The sequence below is a fragment of the Paraburkholderia strydomiana genome, assembly GCF_031456815.1.
Taxonomy (GTDB): Bacteria; Pseudomonadota; Gammaproteobacteria; order Burkholderiales; family Burkholderiaceae; genus Paraburkholderia; species Paraburkholderia caledonica.
This window is the reverse complement of record NZ_JAVDVL010000017.1, coordinates 1-18,994: the sequence shown is the minus strand read 5'-3', so window position 1 is coordinate 18,994 and position 18,994 is coordinate 1. Positions and strand designations below refer to the sequence as shown.

The 18,994-nt window shown below is 58.3% G+C and carries 20 protein-coding genes; 6 read left to right on the top strand and 14 right to left on the bottom strand.

What is annotated here, in order from left to right:
- Nucleotides 1-198: 198 nt before the first annotated feature.
- On the bottom strand, nt 199-735 hold the full coding sequence (locus tag J2W46_RS30420) for a VOC family protein (protein ID WP_310358933.1): 537 nt from the start codon (nt 733-735) through the stop codon (nt 199-201).
- 131 nt (nt 736-866) lie between these two features.
- On the opposite strand from J2W46_RS30420, the gene J2W46_RS30415 reads away from it, so the two are divergent.
- Entirely contained in the window at nt 867-1,865 is a 999-nt protein-coding gene (locus J2W46_RS30415) for a LysR substrate-binding domain-containing protein (protein WP_310358931.1), read from the top strand.
- On the opposite strand, the gene J2W46_RS30410 is transcribed toward J2W46_RS30415, so the two are convergent.
- The 5 genes from J2W46_RS30410 to J2W46_RS30390 all read right to left on the bottom strand — a co-directional run bounded on the left by J2W46_RS30410 (nt 1,859) and on the right by J2W46_RS30390 (nt 7,134).
- Nucleotides 1,859-2,758 carry a ketopantoate reductase family protein gene (locus J2W46_RS30410; RefSeq protein WP_310358929.1) on the bottom strand — a complete coding sequence of 300 codons (900 nt, stop codon included), beginning with the start codon at nt 2,756-2,758 and terminating at the stop codon, nt 1,859-1,861. The two genes, J2W46_RS30415 and J2W46_RS30410, sit on opposite strands and share 7 nt — an antisense overlap.
- A 280-nt stretch (nt 2,759-3,038) precedes the next feature.
- Nucleotides 3,039-3,371, bottom strand: a complete 333-nt coding sequence (locus tag J2W46_RS30405; RefSeq protein WP_310358926.1) for an EthD domain-containing protein — start codon at nt 3,369-3,371, stop codon at nt 3,039-3,041.
- A gap of 372 nt (nt 3,372-3,743) precedes the next feature.
- Nucleotides 3,744-5,087 (bottom strand): MFS transporter, encoded by a 1,344-nt coding sequence (locus J2W46_RS30400; protein ID WP_310358921.1) that lies wholly within the window; start codon nt 5,085-5,087, stop codon nt 3,744-3,746.
- 41 nt (nt 5,088-5,128) lie between these two features.
- On the bottom strand, nt 5,129-5,968 hold the full coding sequence (locus tag J2W46_RS30395) for an FAS1-like dehydratase domain-containing protein (protein WP_310358919.1): 840 nt from the start codon (nt 5,966-5,968) through the stop codon (nt 5,129-5,131).
- The gene (locus J2W46_RS30390) at nt 5,965-7,134 is read right to left on the bottom strand and encodes a CaiB/BaiF CoA transferase family protein (RefSeq protein WP_310358916.1); all 1,170 of its coding nucleotides are present in this window, start codon (nt 7,132-7,134) and stop codon (nt 5,965-5,967) included. The genes J2W46_RS30395 and J2W46_RS30390 overlap by 4 nt, the downstream gene beginning before the upstream one ends.
- Between J2W46_RS30390 and J2W46_RS30385 the strand changes: the two genes are divergently transcribed.
- Entirely contained in the window at nt 7,133-8,182 is a 1,050-nt protein-coding gene (locus tag J2W46_RS30385) for a LysR family transcriptional regulator (protein WP_310358915.1), read from the top strand. The genes J2W46_RS30390 and J2W46_RS30385 overlap by 2 nt on opposite strands.
- Before the next feature lie 66 nt (nt 8,183-8,248).
- On the opposite strand, the gene J2W46_RS30380 is transcribed toward J2W46_RS30385, so the two are convergent.
- The 3 genes from J2W46_RS30380 to J2W46_RS30370 all read right to left on the bottom strand — a co-directional run bounded on the left by J2W46_RS30380 (nt 8,249) and on the right by J2W46_RS30370 (nt 10,460).
- Nucleotides 8,249-9,211 (bottom strand): quinone oxidoreductase family protein, encoded by a 963-nt coding sequence (locus tag J2W46_RS30380; protein WP_310359147.1) that lies wholly within the window; start codon nt 9,209-9,211, stop codon nt 8,249-8,251.
- Between the two features lie 57 nt (nt 9,212-9,268).
- Nucleotides 9,269-9,835, bottom strand: coding sequence for a TetR/AcrR family transcriptional regulator (locus J2W46_RS30375; RefSeq protein ID WP_310358913.1), 567 nt, complete (start codon nt 9,833-9,835; stop codon nt 9,269-9,271).
- A 406-nt stretch (nt 9,836-10,241) separates the two neighbouring features.
- Nucleotides 10,242-10,460, bottom strand: a complete 219-nt coding sequence (locus J2W46_RS30370; RefSeq protein WP_310358911.1) for a hypothetical protein — start codon at nt 10,458-10,460, stop codon at nt 10,242-10,244.
- Between the two features lie 581 nt (nt 10,461-11,041).
- Here J2W46_RS30370 and J2W46_RS30365 point away from each other — a divergent pair.
- Nucleotides 11,042-11,374 carry a hypothetical protein gene (locus J2W46_RS30365; protein WP_310358908.1) on the top strand — a complete coding sequence of 111 codons (333 nt, stop codon included), beginning with the start codon at nt 11,042-11,044 and terminating at the stop codon, nt 11,372-11,374.
- 9 nt (nt 11,375-11,383) lie between these two features.
- Here the strand turns inward: J2W46_RS30365 and J2W46_RS30360 are convergent, their stop codons facing one another.
- Both J2W46_RS30360 and J2W46_RS30355 read right to left on the bottom strand, forming a co-directional pair.
- A complete protein-coding gene (locus J2W46_RS30360; RefSeq protein WP_310358905.1) occupies nt 11,384-11,602 on the bottom strand; it encodes a hypothetical protein in 219 nt (72 codons plus the stop codon).
- Nucleotides 11,603-12,195: 593 nt separating this feature from the next.
- On the bottom strand, nt 12,196-12,399 hold the full coding sequence (locus J2W46_RS30355) for a hypothetical protein (RefSeq protein WP_310358902.1): 204 nt from the start codon (nt 12,397-12,399) through the stop codon (nt 12,196-12,198).
- A 476-nt stretch (nt 12,400-12,875) separates the two neighbouring features.
- On the opposite strand from J2W46_RS30355, the gene J2W46_RS30350 reads away from it, so the two are divergent.
- Complete coding sequence (locus tag J2W46_RS30350) at nt 12,876-13,502, top strand: tyrosine-type recombinase/integrase (RefSeq protein ID WP_310358900.1); 627 nt, start codon at nt 12,876-12,878, stop codon at nt 13,500-13,502.
- A gap of 498 nt (nt 13,503-14,000) precedes the next feature.
- Here the strand turns inward: J2W46_RS30350 and J2W46_RS30345 are convergent, their stop codons facing one another.
- Both J2W46_RS30345 and J2W46_RS30340 read right to left on the bottom strand, forming a co-directional pair.
- On the bottom strand, nt 14,001-14,171 hold the full coding sequence (locus J2W46_RS30345) for a hypothetical protein (RefSeq protein WP_179214121.1): 171 nt from the start codon (nt 14,169-14,171) through the stop codon (nt 14,001-14,003).
- Between the two features lie 87 nt (nt 14,172-14,258).
- On the bottom strand, nt 14,259-14,621 hold the full coding sequence (locus J2W46_RS30340; RefSeq protein ID WP_179214120.1) for a hypothetical protein: 363 nt from the start codon (nt 14,619-14,621) through the stop codon (nt 14,259-14,261).
- 190 nt (nt 14,622-14,811) lie between these two features.
- Here J2W46_RS30340 and J2W46_RS30335 point away from each other — a divergent pair, with 190 nt between their 5' ends.
- Nucleotides 14,812-15,831, top strand: coding sequence for a helix-turn-helix domain-containing protein (locus J2W46_RS30335; RefSeq protein ID WP_374726887.1), 1,020 nt, complete (start codon nt 14,812-14,814; stop codon nt 15,829-15,831).
- 381 nt (nt 15,832-16,212) lie between these two features.
- On the top strand, nt 16,213-17,346 hold the full coding sequence (locus J2W46_RS30330) for a sensor histidine kinase (protein WP_310358894.1): 1,134 nt from the start codon (nt 16,213-16,215) through the stop codon (nt 17,344-17,346).
- A gap of 405 nt (nt 17,347-17,751) precedes the next feature.
- On the opposite strand, the gene J2W46_RS30325 is transcribed toward J2W46_RS30330, so the two are convergent.
- The gene (locus J2W46_RS30325) at nt 17,752-17,958 is read right to left on the bottom strand and encodes a hypothetical protein (protein ID WP_310358890.1); all 207 of its coding nucleotides are present in this window, start codon (nt 17,956-17,958) and stop codon (nt 17,752-17,754) included.
- Between the last annotated feature and the right edge of the window lie 1,036 nt (nt 17,959-18,994).

The window sequence follows — 18,994 nt, the reverse complement described above, 5'->3', positions numbered from 1 at the left end:
TATGCCGCGCGCGTGCTAAATGCGGGGCAACCAAGTTATTGAACTGGTCACAACGATGCGGGTGATAGCGGCATGTCCGGGAGATGCAGCGCGGGGGTGGTTTCGGCCGCGCTGCGTAAGGGTGCGGTGCTCCCGAAGATGCCTGGAACGATGTTTTCGGTTTTCTCGCCATCACCCGGACGGTGACGAGCATCGGCCTCACACCGGTGGGGGCCAGTTGTTGTTCGGGATGCGCTCGCCCCTGATCCAACGGCGGAGATCTTCATGGGCACTGGCTGCCATGGTTCGCGCTATGTCCTGTGCGTCGGGATGATCAACGGTGAATTCAAGCGTTAGGCCGTTCGGATCCTTGACATAGAGCGAATCACAAAAGCCATGGTTCATCCTGAAGCTGTGAAGACCTGCCTTTGCGAGACGTGCTTCAATATCGATTTGCGTTGCACGTTCGACTAGCAGCGACAGATGAACAAACAGAGATTGCTCCCGGGCTTTCCATAACTCCTGCTTTTGTGCGTCCGCGAACTGGAAGAACGCGAGCGCACTGCCGTCAGCCAGCCCGTAAAATGCGTGACCGAGGTCGACGTGTTCTCCATCGATAACTTCGTGTTCGATCCACATGGCTACGAGTGGCAGGCCTAAAATGTCTTCATAGAACCGGCGGTTCTTTTCGTGGTCGTCGGTGGTAAACGCATGGTGATGAAGACGCAGCGGCAGGCATTCAAGGTGGCGGCTCATAACTGAATCCGTATGCGGTCATTGTCATTGGGAAGAGCGTGAGCACTCACGCTCCGTAGGGAAACAGCATAAAAGTTCGCGGCATCCCGGTAGTGGTCCTCGCGGGATGCCCTATTGCGGAAATCAGGACAATGAAAACGACCGGACTACTGGAACTGAACGCGGTTGTCGCACTGGCTTCACATCGAAATTTCCGGCTGGCCGCGCAAGACCTTGGCGTCTCGCGGTCGACATTGAGCCATTTGATCGCTTCGCTTGAAACCCGCATTGGTGTGCGGCTGTTCAACCGCACGACTCGAAGCGTTGCCCTTTCTGAAGCGGGTGAAGCCTTCCTGGAACGGGTGCGGCCTGCCCTTGCCGATATCAGCCTTGCGATCGAGGCGGCAAATGGCTTTCGTGCGTCGCCGAAAGGGACGCTGCGAATAGCCACCTGCGAAGCCGGTGCGCGGTCGATAATAGGATCTGTCGTTACCCCGTTCCTGCAGACCTATCCCGATATGACAGTAGACGTTGTCACCGAAGGTCGTATCCTCGACATCGTCGCGGAGGGCTTCGACGCGGGCCTACAGGCGCCGGAGGATGTGCCGCTCGACATGATCGCGTTGCCATGTGGCCAGCCGCGGCGGCAGGCGGTGGTCGCGTCGCCCCGATACCTCCGAGGCCGTAGTGCGCCAGTGCATCCGTTCGATCTCAGCGTGCATCGTTGCATACGCAGGCGTGTGTCCGGAGCAGGGCTGCAGCAGTGGGTATTCGAGCGCTCGGACGAGCGCTTAACGATTCCGGTTCAAGGCCCACTGGTTCTCGACAATCGCAACGCCGTCATCGAGGCGGCAGTAGATGGTGTGGGACTGGCCTATGTCAATCATGAACTCGCCGCCCCATACCTTGCATCTGGCAGGCTCGTTGAACTGCTGGTTGAATGGGTGCCAGCTTTGCCGCGCCTGTCCTTTTTCTATCCTGGCAGGCGGCACCTCCCTGCTGGACTGGTGGCATTCATCAATCTAGTTCGAGCGTCGGCCAACGCGGATCAGTTGAATGCGCACGGTGGCGGTGTGCCGAAGCGGCGGACGGCGAGCGACGTGGATCCTCTCGAAAATGGAATAGCTCACATCGACGGCGCAGGTCAATGAGCAGCGTTCGCTTCGAGCATTTTGACGAGCGTGTAGAGCGTTCGATTCGCTGGTACCGGAATTCCCCGCTCGGTCGCAAGGCGCACAACGGTTCCGTTTAAGTAGTCAATCTCGCTCGCTTTGCCGCGCCCCAGATCCTGAGCGGTTGAAGACAGCTGTCCCGGAGGAATGGTCCGTTCGATTTCGCCAACAAATTCAGACACGTTTTCCTTGAATGTCACCCCTTCCGTTGCTGCGACCGCAAAGCACTCCTCGACTATGTCGCTCATTGTCCGCCGAAGAATGTCGCGCAAGGGCATCGCCTCAAGTGCTTGCATGAGAATGGCGGATATGGCGTTGTACGCACAGTTGAGCGTGAGTTTGCGCCATAACGCGACCTTGACGTTGGGGGAAAGCTGCACCGGTATGCCGGCTTCACGTAGGACCGCGGCCAGCCTTTTTGCATCGGGCGAGTCGTCGATCACAAGGTCGCCCCGACCGTGGTGCAGCAAATGACCGTCGCCAGCCATTTCCGCAGCAACGTACACGGCAGCCGCGATGACCGGCTGCTTCAGCTGCGCTCGTAGCAGCGGAGCGTTCTCGATGCCGTTCTGCAAACTGACCACGAGCGAGCGCGAGGGCAGTACTTCGCGGAGCGATCTCGTCGCCTCGAGTGTCCCGGTTGACTTCGTGCATACGAACACGGCATCTGCGGACATGGCCGCCGACGCGTCGGTGGACGCGCGTACGCTGACCGTCTCGTCGGATCCGTGCGTTTGAAAACGCAGGCCGCGCCGCGCAATGGCCGAGACGTGACGCGCACGTCCGATCAGGACAACATCATAACCGGCACGCGCCAACATCGCGCCGAAATAGCACCCGACCGCACCAGCTCCATAAACGGCAAATCGCATATTTCCTCCTTGAGCTCCGCTCGCGATTCGGCGCCGATGGGCCGCCGCGCGAGCAGTGCGCTCACGTTAGCAGTGTCTGTCGCTTATACGTGTCCGATACGTGAACGACCTGGTGCCAAAGGTCGGACAATGAAGAGCTCTGCAGGTGAAAGCGCGCCAGGGGGTTGGCTCGCCGAATGTGCCGGTATGGTCTTCGGAGCCTGGCGCCTGCCGACCACGCCTGTTGCTGACAGCCGAAGGCCGACGATTGCGCATCTTGCGCGCGAGTGCACCGGAGCGATTAAACGAGCTTGACCACCCTGTCGACTACGGCCGGATGAACGCCAATCGATGCATCAAGCAGGAAGGCCTTCCGCATGATCTGCGCACTACGGTAGCCGTCCGACTGTAATGCACAGTCCATCGCGTCACGCGACTCGAAGCTGATCGTAACTATCGCGTCAATCGGGGACTCGGCCGCATCTGCGGCGGCATCTGACAGGTAGTAATGTACATAGGCCCTTGTTTGCGGCATCGCTACATATGTCGGCCCGTATTGGAACTCCATGAAATGTCGGAATGCTTCAGTGGAGATTTCAGGCCGTTTGCGCAGTACCGTCATGATGGTGTGCATGGTGTTTCCTCTTCCAGAAAATTTGATTCAGCTGCGGCGTTCCGCATTTGTCGAGATAGTCCGGAGACGCAACTGGATTGACGTGGGCGGTCTGCTGATCGTGGGAGCGTCTGAATTCTCGCTCTCCGCCGCCGTTTCAGGCGAGGGAGCTGCCTATGTCGACGTCGGGAAGGCGATCAAGTATCTCGAGGCCGACTTTCTCGTGCAGCTAATGCCCGAGTGGACACCACCCGTCGCGGGCGTGTGTCTGCACTATCCGCGGCAGCGCGTGCCGTCCGCCGTGGTCCGGGCCTTTAACGATCATGTGAAGGCCTATACCGCGGCGTCCGACGCAAGGTCTGCTATAAACCATTGGTTTGCCGCTCCCATCCCTCACGTGACCTTCGGCGTTGGCCGGCCAAGAAAGAAAGAGGCCACCGCACTGATGAGTGCCATCCCTGCGAGGAATGCGGCGACGGCATATCCAGTATGAAATGTCTGATACAGCCAGAGGGAAACAAGCGGAGCAGGACCGCCCGCGATAATAGAGGCGCCCTGATAGCCGAGCGATGCGCCCGTGTAGCGTATGTGCGCAGGAAACGACTCCGCAATATACGCGGCCTCTGTGCCGTAGATCGCCGAGTGAATCACCATCAACATGATCATGGCGACGAGCACTGCCAGATGCGATCGTGTGCCAAGCAGCGCGAAGTACGGAAATGCGAAGAGGGTCATCGCCACGCAGGCGGCAAGAAAAGTCCGGCGACGGCCTAAACGGTCGGAGAGGTGCCCGAAAAACGGGAGCGCGAAGCAGGCAACGATTGCAGCGACGAGTACCGCGTTCAGGACGAACTCGCGGCCAAGCGCCAATTGCTTCGATCCATACAACACGACAAACGTCGTTAACATATAAAACGCGACCTGCTCACCTGGGCGAATCAATGCGCTCAGCAGGATCGCACGCCATTGTGTCCGCACTGCCTCGACAATCGGCGTCTCGCGTCGCACGACCGCTCGGCCATCTGTGCGATTTGCCTCAATAAATTCTGGGGTCTCGGGTACGCCGAGGCGGATGAGGAGGCCAACCACGAGCAAAGCACCGCTAACCAGGAACGGAATGCGCCAGCCCGAGTCGAGCAGATGGTCGCCGGTTACCCGTGCACAAGCGCTCCAGACCAGCACCGAAAGTACGAGTCCAAGCGGTACGCCTACATGGGGGAGACTCGCCATCAGTCCGCGCCGTTTGCCCTGATGCGATTCCATAGACAGAAGCACAGCGCCACCCCACTCTCCGCCCACGCCGATGCCCTGCAGGAAGCGTAACGCTATCAGCAGCCATGGCGCAAAACTGCCAATTGTGCTGCTTCCTGGCAGACAGCCGACGAGAAAGGTGGCGACACCCATCAGCAGCAGCGTAGCCACAAGCGTGGATTTCCGACCAACGCGATCGCCCATGTGACCGAATACTGCTGCTCCAAGCGGACGCGATAAAAAGCCGACGAAGATCGTTGCGAATGATGCAAGGAGTCCTCCCGAGCCTGTGTTCGCAAAGAAGACCTGCGGAAATACCAACGCGGCGGCCGTGCCGTAAATAAAAAAGTCATACCACTCGATGGTCGTGCCAATTACGCTTGCGAGCGCTGCGCGCCGTTCAGTTCGGAGCGTATCCACCGTGACACTCGATCCGTTGACCAGCGTGTGACCGCTCGCGGCGGCGATAGTGCTTTTGCCTGCCATGTCTGTCTCCGTAAGTTTATTGTTGAGAACTGTGAAAATGCTCAGAACGTCGCGTTGGCCTGCATCGACGTGCGTTCGTCCGGCAGGGCCGTCCAGAGCGTAAGGTGATCGCCCTCGCGCTCGGCATTGAGTGTCAGCGCGTTGCCAAGGGTGGCTGGCCGCACGCCCCGGTAGTCGAAAGTTCGCAGCGGTTTGCCCGCGATACGCCGGGCGAACCCTGCGAGCAGGGTTGCGTTCAACGGCCCATGAATGACGAGATCAGAATAGCCCTCGACATTCCGGCAATAGTCCTGATCGTAATGAATGCGGTGACCGTTGAACGTCAGGGCTGAATAGCGAAACAATGTCGTGGTGTTTGCCACGAAATGCTCGCAATGCTCGCCTGGTGCACGGGTGACATTGCGAGCCACCGGGCCGCCCGGGGAAGCTTCCTTGTAGACGATGTCGTGCTCTTCGGAGATTGCTAGCTGGTCGGCGTGGAGTATCCGGTGCTGAACCGTGACGAAAACCAGTTCTCCAGAACGACCTTGTTTGTGCTCGACGGATAGAACTTTAGAATGCTTTTCGACAGTTGCGCCGAGCGGCAGGGGTAGGTGAAAACTGACGCGGCCGCCAGCCCACATGCGGTTCGGCAACGGTACCGGTGGAAGGAAGCCGCCGCGCTCCGCATGGCCATCGTGACCGAGCCTTGACGGCGGCACGCCTTCGAGGAAATAGATCCAGTGCCACAACGGCGGAAGCGGCGTGCCAAGCTCCACTGACTCAATGTCCGTTCCAAGCGTCGCCGCCATCAACCGCGCGTGGCGCACACTGAGCACGTCGCGGTCAATGGTGGATCTACCGATCCAATCCCGCAATAGGTTCATGTCGACGGCGCTCATACAGCTACCTCGTCGCTGGCGGCGGCGAATTCCATCCGGATACTGGCGGTGTGTTCTCCGAGCTTCGGCGCAGCGCGGAAGCGATGTTCATCCCACGGTGCGCGAACAGGTGGGGCGATCATCTGAAGGTCCTGCCCCTCAGCCGTCATCGGCCATGTTCGTAGTGCGGGGTGCTTAACAACGTCGGTCACGTGGCGCAACTGGCCGTAAGCTATGTTCGCCTCGCCGAGCAGCGTCAGTATTTCGGCAAGCGGTTTCGCCGCGAAGACATCGCCGATGATGGTGTCGAGAACATCGCGGTGCTTGACGCGAGCATTATTCGAGACGAAGCGCAGGTCGCTGGCGACGTCGTCGTCGTTGAAAAAGACCGTGCAGAATTGACGCCATTCGCGCTCGTTTTGGATGCTGATCACGACTTCGCGACTGTCGAGAGTCTGGTATGCGCCGTACGGCGCAATGGACGGGTGCTTGAGCCCCTGTGGCGGCGGGGCGCCCTTGCCATAGCGTTCGTGGACGTAGGGCACGGTCATCCAGTCCGCCGCCCCGTCAAATAGCGACACCGACACGCCGGAACCCGCACCCGTTCGAGCTCGCAGCGCGAGAGCAGATAGTACTGCGATGGTTGCGTTCATACCGGCCCCGATGTCGCAGATCGATACACCGATGCGACCGGGCGCGCCCGGTGCGCCGCTCACGCCGACGAGGCCGCTCTCGCACTGCACGAGAAAGTCGTACGCCTTGAGCTTGCCCACAGCTTCGCTTTCACCGTACCCGGTAATGTCGCACGTGATCAGACGTGGGTGGCGTTCGCGGAGTTCCGCGCTGTCAAAGCCGGCACGCGCAAGCGCACCCGGGGCCAGGTTCTGAACGAACACGTCAGCATTGGCGATGAGGCGATGCAACAATGCAGCGTCTTCGGGCACCTTGAAATCCAGCACGACCGATTCCTTGCCATGGTTGGTCCACAGGAAGTACGAGGAATGGCCGTTGGCTGCGGCGTCGTAACCGCGGGCGAAATCACCTTCAGCGCGTTCTATTTTGATAACGCGGGCTCCCATGTCGGCGAGCCGGCCAGTGCACAGCGGAGCCGCAAGTGCCTGTTCGATTGCGACAACGGTGAGTCCCGAAAGCGGGAGTTGTGGGGGAGGTGAATGGCTGTCCGTCATGGTGTCTCCATCTGATCGATCCGTTTTGGCGAGTATCGGTGTTCGGGGCATGCGGGACCATCGGGATGATGCAAACTCAGCGTTTGTAAAATCCAAACGCTTGAGCCAGAATCGACCGACAGATGGAGAAGTTGCGATGCGTTATGAACTTACGGACCTCGAGGTTTTTCTTGCAGTAGCGGAGGAGGGCAGTGTCACGCGTGGCGCGGAGCGTTGCCACCTCGCGCCGTCTTCTGCCAGCCTGCGAATAAAAGGTTTCGAAGATGTAATTGGCGTTCCGCTGCTGGTGCGGCTTGCGCGAGGCGTCGCCCCGACTGCGGCGGGGCGTATGGTAATGGAGCACGCACGCCGCTGTGTCGCGCAGCTTGAACAGATGAACGCCGATCTGTTGCCGTTCACGAAGGGGCTTGTCGGGCACGTGACGCTGTTTGCAAACAACAATGCAATCAGTTCTCACCTCCCGGATGATCTCGCACGATTCTTCGCCGCATTTCCTAACGTGCGAATCTCGATGGAAGAGCGTTTAAGCCACGACATCGTTGCAGCGGTCGCTTCGGGACGGGCAGACCTTGGCGTTGTGGCGCTGGAGGCCGATCATCCGGAACTCGACTTTCATCCGTACCGGGAAGACGAACTCGTCATCGTCGCGGCGCTATCGGACTCGTTTGCCGACCGCAAACGGATCGCATTCGCAGAGTGTCTTGGTCGCCCCTTCATCAGTCTTCAGCCGGGCGCCGCGCTTCATACGTTCCTCATGAACCATGCAAGCGCGTTGGGTGGCCGGCTCGATGTGCGCGTTCAGGTGTCCAGTTACGGCGCGATAGTGAAACTCGTTGGTTCCGGTGCGGGGATTGGCATTGTTGCAAAGTCAGCGATCAACGGCGATGCGGCCCAAAACGTTGCCGTGGTTGCCCTCGCGGAACCTTGGGCCCGCCGCGATCTTCGCGTCTGCGTGCTGCGTAACGCGCCGGTCATCAATCCGTTTCGTGACCGGTTGTTAGAAGCGCTCACCACCCGGCAAGATATAGCGGGAGCGACTGCAAAATAGGAAACCGTATAAAGGCGCTCGTGCGTTCCTGCGCCTTCCCGGTGCGACGACCGCTCTGATGGTGCCTTACGGTATTAACAATAGCTTCCCAGTTGTGAGGCGCGCTTCCATATCCGCGTGCGCCCGGGCTGCCTCCGAAAGGGGGTACATGCCGCCGATGTGAATCTTTAGCTTGCCTTGGGCGATCCAGGCAAACAACTCCGCCGAGCGCGCTTTGAAAAGTTCGGGGGTAGAAATGCTGTCCGCAAAGTTGGCAAAGCCAACCTTGATGCTTTTCGGTAATCTGGCGATTTCAATTGGTTCAGGCGCTCCCAGGACCGGGCCATACCAGCATAACGTTCCGCAGCGACGCAATGAGTCGAGTGAAGCCTGAAACGTCGTCTGTCCCGAACCGTCGTACACGACATTCACGCCTTCACCGCCAGACAGTCGGATGACTTCACTCGTGAACTCTGCTTCGGTGTCCACGATCACATGGTCCGCGCCGGCATTCTTCGCGACAGCAACCTTTTGTTCGCTTGACACGCGGCCGATGACGGTCCCGCCCCGCATCTTGATAATCTGGGTCAGCAAAAGGCCAACACCCCCGGCGGCCGCGTGAACAAGAGCTACATCGCCTGGCTGTACTGGATAAAACTTCGTTGCGAAGTGGCTGGCGGTCAGGCCTTGCATCATTACCGCCGCCGCGGTGCGCTCATCGATCGCATCAGGCAATGGGACCAGGGCTTCGGCAGGCAGAACAAGCCGCTCAGCGTAGCTTCCTCTTCCATAGACCCACGCGACTCGCTGACCTCGCCTTAAGGCACTAACTCCCTCGCCGACCGCGAGCACCCTTCCTGCGCCCTCTACTCCCAAGCCGCGGGGTAGGGGAATTTCTCGCCATAAGCGACCAAGTCGCACGCCGATGTCCATGAAGTTCACACCGGCCGCAGCCACCTCAACAAGCACCTGTCCCGAACCGGGCGTCGGTTCGCTGCAGTCAACGACTTCCAGTACTTCCGGTTCCCCGACACGCGTCATGCTCACCATCTTCACGACTATTCTCCTTGTTTGAACGAGCGTTCCAAAATGGCCGAAAATTTTTGACTATCTAAGGACGCGTAGAGCCATTTTCCCCAGCTTCTGCAGGCTTCGACGGGACGCTCCGGCGCGAGCAGCAATGCGAATACCAGCGAAATTCGCGATAAGAAAGCTGGCCGCATCGTTTGCATCAATTTCAGGGGAGACCTGCTGCTCCGCCTGCGCCTGACGAATACGGTTTGCAATTGCAGAACTGATCAGGCGCGAAGCTTTCTGTCTAAGCATGACCAGGTCGGGTTCGCGGTTCCCAAATTCACATACGGCATTTGTCCCGAGGCAGGCAGTGCTAGCCTCGTCAACCACGCGGTCGACCATTGCCCGAATGCCGTCGAGTGCAGTTGATCCAGTCCTTAGCGCGGTGAGATGTTTTCCGGTCTCAATGTCGACGTAGCGGCTGACCGCTGATAGGTAAAGCTTCCACTTGTCGCCAAAAGTGTCATAAAGACTCTGGCGGCCGACTTTGAGCCTGCTCACGAGCATTTCGGTGGACGTGCCTTCAAAGCCATGCTCGCGGTAAACCTCGATGGCAGCGTCGAGTGCATCGTCTTCGATGAATGCTTTGGTTCTAGCCATGCGACCATCTTACGCATTTGGAACGATCAGTCAAGATTTGAGCCCCGGACTTATGGCGATCGCTAATCGCGCAGAGCGACCAGCAGCACTCCGACCGAGGCGGCTGCTTTTCAGCCCAAGGGGGCTAGGAACAGTGCGGCCAGGAGCCGCGATGACCCTCGCAATCCAATTCAAATAGCCGAGGTCTCGTCCGCACTCGCTCAATGGCCGGTTTCCAGCGAGCGAATTGTCGGTGGCACTGCCTCAACCCGGCCAGGAACAGCCGCTCGATGGAGGTGGTGCGCCGACGCTCGAAAGTCCGGTTCGCCTTCGATAGCGGCTATCCGGAGCGTCACCGAGGCTGCCTGAAAGTAACGTCATTACGCCAGTCGTGATAAGCAGTCAGACCAGGTCACGGCAGAGCAACCTACTTCAGATGCGATTCGGCCAGATCATGTGCCAACCCTTCGACAAAGGAAAGTGCCTCTGCCTCGGTCCCGAAAAGCACTACGCCGTCACTCGTGCTCACTTCCGGTGGAGACTTGCCGTGATTCATTTGCACAATCTGTTTCGCCCAGCTCACGCCAATTGGAACCGCTCGAAATGTGCACTCGATGTTGCCGACCCAAAATCGGTTCGGGTTCATGCCACCCCCTCGCTTCCAGGTATCGTAGCACGGTGACTTTCGTAGTTAGTCACACGGTATTACAGGGGACGACAGCTTAGGGTCGCGAAGTGCCGGTCCCCTCGCATAACCACCGCCTAGGGAGACCGGTCTTGCTGGCTACCACCGCCGACCCGGACAGTCCAAACAATTTCGTGCGTTCGAGTCCAGCTAAGCGCGCTCTAGTCCAGCTAATTCCGTTTCCCGGCAAGTGCGAATCAGCCATAGGCTTGTGTCTCGCCATATACTGTACATCCATACAGGGTGTACACCACGCCTCATTTCGACCCATACGGGAATCCGCGCACCCTGCATCGGGTGCGAGCACTTCGCGGAGTACCGCGCCGGCGGCTCGATCGTTCTATGCATGTACGGCGGTCGCGCGCAGGTCAACGCCCAACCAGAACAAGGCTGCGTGCACTGGGTCCGCGGGATCGGCTCGGATGACGAAAAGAAGAAGGCAAAGCGACGGGCGTAGAGTATGCTCGAAAGCTAGGCCCCTGCGCGACCGTCCGCTGAAGATTTCGTCAGGCTGTTCGAACTCTAAACCCGCCTGACATTCAATGCAGCCAAAAGCCAAGGTCGAACTGCTCTGCTACCTGGTCGTAGCGCAATTGATCGCTCGCGCGCGCACAGGCGATTGGTTAAGAACTGACCACTTCGTCGAGTCTCTGCACATATGGCTGTACGCCAATAGCGCAGAGGTAGACTGGCTTGAGCGAATGCACTTCAAGTGTGTCTCGGAAATCGTGGCGTCGGACTTCGGCAACCTGCCGCACTTCGCCAATGAACCCAAACTTGCGGAACTGTTCACTGACAGCTGGAGGCTCGACTACGAATCTCCAGTTGTCCGCAGCATCTCTGCCGCGTGCGACCGCGAGCTGCGGGACATATAAGTGCACGGACTACTGCTCGATATACATCCGCCATTCCGGAAACTGCTCGAAGAAGCTTTCGCTGACGTAGGCAGCGTACAGCAAAGGCGAAGTATCGTTGGCCGGGCCGCCGGTTTCACTGACGACGGTCAGGCCAGGATCAACGCCACTCGATGCGGCCCAGGCGGTAAGGTCGTCGGCAAGGTCGCTCGTTTCCTCGCGCGGCAGTCGCAATCTGGTCGGCTTCATACATTTCCTTCAACGTGTGGACTACAGTGTATCCATCGACCGTCGGAATTCAACCATGAACAAGGACCGCCCCGATGGCCCCGATCATCCCCTGTATGACCAGATAATGGTGCTCACCTCGACGGTGCGCATCGTGCGTCGGATGCGAGGAAAGAAGAACCCTGAGGACGTGCCTTTCGGCTCACCAGAATGGACATCGTCAGTGCTGAATTCACACTCGATGTGTTTGAGGCGATGGTCGGCGATCCAGGCAGCCTCAGACCCAGCGACCTCTAAGCGAGAAGCGGGGTTTCTAGCCGCCGACAAGGGCAGCCGAGCAGCAACGCGCCTAGGCATACAAACGCCATAGTGAGACACACGATGCCGGCGGCCAAGTTGTCGTATGGATATTTCGTGAGATCCCCGATTCGTTAGCTAGCAAGAGCAGGATGGACCGAAATGGCGCACTGTTGCGGATGGTCAGACATGGAAAAGCCCGCTCGCATCAGTGGGCCACCGTCACGCCCCCCAATACACTAAGCAAACCTGTAGCCCAAGGAAAGAACTACTGCCGGTGTGAGGAAGCAAGACGCTTTCGACAGGCGGTGGCTTGCTCAACCTTCCTTTGGCCGTTGCTGCGACTTCTTGCTACTAGCTGCGTTGTCTGTCTGCCGCAGCGCCGCGTTTGCCGTGACGAGCAGCGCTGCATCGTGTTCACGCAGCACCGCGTCAACTGCGTCGAAGGCGTTCTTTAGCTCCTTCTGCCCCGTCTTCGTTGCATTGCTGCCTTCCAGAATGGCATCTGCTTCCTTCTTCAACCGCCTTACGAGTTCGCAGCAAACCGGCTGTCGAGCGACCTGTTCTGCACAAACTCCTTGATCTGTATTGTCAGTGCCGCCAACGCCTGTTCAGTTGTTTCGTTCGAGTCGCAGGCATCGACAGAAGCCGATTTCTTCCCCATCAGAATTCTCCAAAGAATATTACTCTCGACGAGCAGCGGCGAAGAGCACGCGTACATTTGCGAATCGGATGCCTAAGAGTATCACCCTCTTGGCGTCGGCGATCGCTGCCTCCGGTTTGTGTGGACCTCGTACCTCGACGAATCCGTGAACTGAAGTTCACCAGTCACGCGCGCCCGGGATTTAACCAGCAAGTGGTGGGTGTTTTCCTAAGGGCGTTAACGGTCTGACTTCGGTCGTTCGGTCTTGAGCAGGCCGAAAGTCCGTTCGGGGTTGAACAGCGACCGCTGGCGTGAGCGCAAGATTGATCTCTGTTCATCGAAGAGGAGGTTGCCATGGAAGCGCTTAATTGTTCGCCCGCTCGTCGGGTGCCGTGGAATAAGGGGAGGCTGACCGGACAGAAGCCTCCGTTGAAGCTTCGTGAGATCTGGGCGATTCGGACAAGGCTCCACATGTCATCCAACGCTCGCGAGTTGGCGATGTTCAACCTTGCGATCGACAGTAAGCTTCGAGCGTGCCATTTGACACGCTTGCAAGTGCAGGACGTCTCCATGGGAGGTCATGTCGTAGCTCGCGCGACTTTCATGCAGCAGAAAACGCATCGACCAGTGCAGTTCGAAATCACGGAGCAGACTCGTCAAAGTGTCTCTGCCTGGATTTCGGCGCGGGGGTTAAAGCCTGCCGACTATTTGTTTCCAAGTCGACTGCATGCATCAGCGCATGTGTCGACGCGCCAATATGCGCGCATCGTTCATCGTTGGGTGTCGTCAATCGGGCTTGACGACACCGCGTACGGTACGCACACCATGCGACGAACGAAAGCGTCGTTGATCTATCGACGCACTAAGAACTTGCGCGCGGTCCAATTGCTCTTGGGCCATACAAAAATAGAAAGCACCGTGCGATACCTCGGGATTGAGGTTGACGATGCTCTCGAAATGGCGGAGCAAACCGAAGTGTGATCACCGGTGCCCGGCGAGCGTGCGCTTGTCGGCCATGAGCGGCGGTTCGGCAGGTGTCTTTTAATGTCCGTTGAGCAACGCTTAGCTGCCCGCCAATCGTTGCGACTCCAAGTCCGGGATGTGGGCTGTCCCCATTCGTCCAAGCCACAGCACGGTTTCAATGCGTTCGAGCGGGCAATCTGCAATCACAACGTCAACTCGTCGCGGTTCGACGCACTTGGCAGCGGAGGACGTTGAATAGAAAGTTTGGAGGATCAGGTTATCACCATGTGGGAACCCGCGAACTGCTCGGGATCACCATCCGCGCCGCGCAGACGTGAATTGAAGAAAACGGGGCTCGATTCTGGAAGACACCGGGGGTCATCGGCGCGTCCGACGCGGCGCGGTGACGGACCTTAAAGTGCGGCCCATGCCACACAGCGCTAGCTGACCAAGGTCTTGCGCCTGCGATTCATGGTTATCGCGTCTGTAAAGAAGGCTGCCCTCTGCCAGGAAACCTCACGCATCACCCAAACAATACAAACCGATCATGAACAGGATCGTCAGAACAGCAGCGACGGTCGTTCCCGCCAGGATGAGCCAGTCGCTGAAAGTCGAAATGGCAAAGATACGGGTGAAGTGGCGCTTGCCGTTACCGCCCGATCTGGCTTCCCTACCTTGATCTGCCATCTGCGATTTACTTAGCGCTGCGGAGCAATGTTGTTGACACTGGAGGGCTCAGCTACCTCCAGTCACCGGAGTTCGGGAAGAGCTTTCTCAGGTCCCGGACGGCTTGAGCTCGGTGATGGCCGTTTCCAGAGCCTGTACAGGATCGACGTCCAGGCCGGGAAAAGTCACCCGTATCACCTGGGTGAGTTGGGCGACGCATTGACGTGCTTCGATTGGAGCGTTCAGCTCGAGGACTTCCAGCAGCATGACGAATACTGGCAGGAAAGCGTCAGACACCGGCGTCGCCCTGGCGTGCTCGCGCAGATAAGCGGAATAGCCGAACAAATGACGAATGAATTCAATCCGACGCGCTGAGAACTGGTCGTCGTCCATAGGCTCGGACGCAACAGTTAGCGGATTTACGGAGTCGTGCCCATGCGGCAGCCGCACGTACGATGTCAAATCGTTCAAGCGAAGACTCCGGTTATAACGGAAGGCAATGTCGAGGGGGTGGGGACGTTTCATTCGTTGTCCGCACGCGATGTGCTATAACGCCCGAATACACTTTACGTCGTAGTTTGCGGAGTTTGTATCGCGGCAGTATTTCATACCACCATACTCGCGTCAAACTCATTTGACAAACCCTTTTCGCCCTTACTGAATGACATTCGATTGGCATGCGCTGTACGACGACGTGAAACGGTTCGGCGAGTTTGGCAGCGATGCACAATTGGCCGAGAGCCTGGGACTCACACGCGCGCAGATTTCGGCGTGGCGCACGGGCAAAAGCGATCTGGGAACGCTTACCAAACTCAAAATCCTCGACGCGCTCGGGCATGACACGTTGCGTTCGGCTGTGCTCAGCCTGTTGCCAGAACAGAACCGGAAGGAACTGGAGCGGCAACACATCAATCTGACTGCGCGGGTGTCGCGTGGCATGCAGGCAAGGGATTTGGGTCGCAACTCGTTGTACGACGGGGAGCCGGTGCAGGACGAAAACCAGCTGCTTGCAGGTCTGCCCGCGGAAGAACGGGCGCGCATCTTGCCGAACCTGTCTCCCGTCGCCATGTCTCTCGGAAAGGTCGTATATGAACCGGGGGATCGCCTGACGCACGTTTATCTGCCCACCACAGCAATTATCTCCCTGCTTCATGTGATGGAAAACGGGCAGTCAGCCGAGATTGCGGTCGTCGGTAAAGATGGAATTCTTGGCGTAGCGCTTTTTATGGGCGGGGACACGATCTCCAATCGTGCCGTCGTGCAAAGCGCGGGTAAAGCCTATAGGCTGAGCGCCCAGTTCGCCGTCGAGGAGTTTGCGCGCGGGGGCTATGTCCAGCGTCTGTTTCTGCGTTACACGCAGGCACTCATTACTCAGATGGCCCAGACTGCAGTCTGCAACCGGCATCATTCGATCGCACAACAGTTTTGCCGATGGCTGTTGCTGAGTCTGGATCGCCTTCAGAGCAACGAGTTGCAGATGACGCAGGACCTGATAGCGAATATGCTGGGTGTGCGGCGTGCCAGCGTGACCGAGGTGGCGCAACAACTCCAGGCGAGCGGCGCGATTCGTTATAACCGTGGACGGATAGAAGTGATCGACCGCTCCTCGCTCGAGTCTCACGTTTGCGAGTGCTACGGTGTCGTGCGCCGCGAATGCGAACGGCTTTTCCGCAACCTCTGAAGCGGCGACGAACCCCAAAGAATAACCCCTGCATCACACGCCCGTGCGCAGTTATCCATGCGCAGCGTTTTCTATCGGCGCTAGCGCCGCACGGCTGAGAAGCCGTTTTCATTCCTCCTCTCAGTCGCAGCATTGCGTCGGAACGCCCTGACGAGCCGTACGACAGCGTACCGACAACCACGGCGATCCTCAGGATAATCGTCTAGCGTTTGGCTGATGCCGGCGCGTGTGTTTCCAAAGGCCGCGGCAAACGCTGCGGCTTCTTTTTCTTCAAGGGATCGCGATTGATGCGACAAAGACATATCGCCAAATGCGAACGCGCCTGAAAGCGTCGGCATGCCATTTTGTAAAAGCCGGGCTCGGGCGCTCTGGGGGTGTTTCATGATGCATGTTTTTCTCGCAACCAATCGCGATGCGTTGATAGAACGGTGCCGCGCGAAGGTGGCTCAGAGGCCGGCGCGTCAGGCTACGGCGCAACAACTGCAAAATGGCATCCCGCTTTTCCTGGATCAGCTCATCAGGACCCTCAGGACGGAGCAGACGTCGCAGCCCATGGACAGTCGCAAGATTTCGGGTCCCTCGGGCGGAGGAGCGTCCCAATCTGAAATCGGTAAGTCAGCGGCAGAGCACGGACGGACGTTACTGACACTCGGCTTCTCGGTCGATCAGGTCGTTCACGACTACGGCGACCTGTGCCAGGCGATCACGGACCTCGCGTTTGAGCGCGATGCTCCATTTCTGACAGACGAATTTCGCACGCTCAACCGATGCCTGGACAATGCCATTGCCGATGCGGTCACTGAATTCAGCTATCAACGCGATTTTGCCATCGCGGATCGTCAAGCTATCGAAATGCATCAAAGGCTCGGGTCCTTCGCGCACGAACTGCGTAACTTCCTGCAAACCGCAACACTGGCATTCACAGCCGCAAAAACCGGAAATCTGAACCTGTCCGGAGCTACTGGCGCAGTTCTGGAGCGTAGCCTGGACGGATTGCGCGATCTGATCAGTCACTCGCTGGACGAGGTTCGAAAGGCAAGCGGGATTTCAGGGCAATCCGGACTGTTCTCTGTCACTGATTTCATAGCTGAAGTGAAGTATGCCGCTGACCTTGCGGCTAAGGTTCGCGGTTGCGCGCTCACGGTTTCGGCGGTGGATGCACGGCTTGCCATTAGCGGAGACCGTGATCAGCTCTATTCGGCATTAGCAAATCTGCTGCAAAACGCCTTCAAATTCACACGCCCTCACACAGAGGTGACGTTGGAAGCTTATGCGCTGTCTGACCGGATCCTGATCGACGTCAAGGATCATTGCGGTGGTCTGCCGCCCGGAGATGCAGAAAGAATGTTTGTGCCGTTTACCCAGAACAGCGAGGACAGGACAGGCTTGGGACTAGGTCTTGCCATATCGCGGCGTAACGTGGAAGCAAATGCGGGTACTCTCAGCGTCCGCGACCTACCGGGCGTCGGCTGCGTCTTCACCATTACCCTACCGCGATTCGCTTTGGGAGGGTGATGAGTATGTCCAACTGTTGTTCGCCACACAAGAAGCGCGGGAAATCGGCAGACTGACAGGCGCCCAGGACTTTGAATCTTTAATTTGCTGTGCGTTAAAGCGATTTAGGGCGCGTGAATGGAACCTATGGCCGCGCGCCCTTTTGTTGGTCGCGAAGATCCAGAAATGGTGGCACGTTACGCAGTCTTCTTCTGTACCAGTGCAGTAACCGTAACCGGCCTCATATCGCAATCAAAATAAGCGGGTGGATCGATGTGCACCGGATTCGATCACCCTTTCGGGAAGCCAGCTTCAATGCCGGTCATTTCGCCGCCATCAACGTCGCGGTGCAGGAGTGGCGAAATGGGGTCTACTCCCGATGGCGGCCCAAGTGATTTCCGCCCGCATCGCATCGACGAGGCCCTATCACTCCTTCCCCCCACCGTTGATCCCGCTTCCACTTCGCCATACCTGCTTGCCACGCTCGGAGAGCTCGCCGCAACTATGCCCCGCGTCGGCCTCCGTTCCTTCTATCGCCATTTCGCCGCCGGCCTGTTCCTGTGCCTTTTGCTTCTGCATGTGCCGCGCTGCCACTGCTTCATCGTGCGACTCGCCTGCGTAATTCATGGTCATTTCGCCACTCCTCCAAAAAGTAGTCTTTGCAACTCTCCATCTGCCGAGCGCGTGTCATTTCTGGAGCGACAATCCCAATTGCTTGCGTAGCCTGTCCAATACATGGTTGTCAGCCATCCAACGGATTTCCCGCTTGCGCAGAAGGCTACGCCTGTACCGCTGCAGCGACACGCCGAACATCAGCGCCAGGCCAACCACGATTCCCCAAATTGCGTACGTCATATCGTCCTTTCAATCTATTCCCGCTTTACATCAGGCGATAGGCCGCACGATAGAGAAATAGCACGCGCGCGGCCCAGCGTTTCGAAAAATCATCTTCAACCACTCAGTGCTTATGGGGCAACCACTCCTTTATCGGATGCGCGTCTAGCCGACGGGTAACCGGCTCGTCCTTGCGTCCTTGCCTGTCCCGTGCCGCGGCGAATATCGCGACGCATAGCAGCACCACGATCCCCACGACAAAACTGATCATGGTCTGGTTGATGGCAACCCTCTTCGAGGTCACACGCACGCTTATATTTTAGGTGGACAGAGAAATGGCAGGAGCCATCTTCGTTCAACGCTCCCTGTTTCGCGTGCGAACCGCGCAGCTTCATTGTGCGAGCCAGGTTTTCTCGGTGGCGGCCGCTGGCGCCTCATCCACGTCAGAAACAATCCGGAGACGGTGGCGAGCCGGCACATGCCCGGGCGCTGCACCATCCGGGCCGGCGCGAACCCTCGGTACGAGTCTAATTGCAGGTGGGGCGTTGGCCCACTACGGCGTCGAATCCATGCTCGCTTGGCCATCCGGCCGGAACGATGGCACGCATGACCGCTGCACCTGCGACACTGCCATTGAGGAGGCGCCTGGACGAAAGGCCGATTCAGGCTACCTTGCTCTTGAACGCAGCACAGGCGATAGTGGCACTTCTTATCGCTGTCAGAAGCCAAGCGGCGTTGCACCCTTTAGAGGAGGACAGGGCGCTGCGCGAGGCCGGGAGCTGACAGATCAGGAAGCATTGTCGCGGCAGAGCGGTAGCTCATGAAATCGAATACC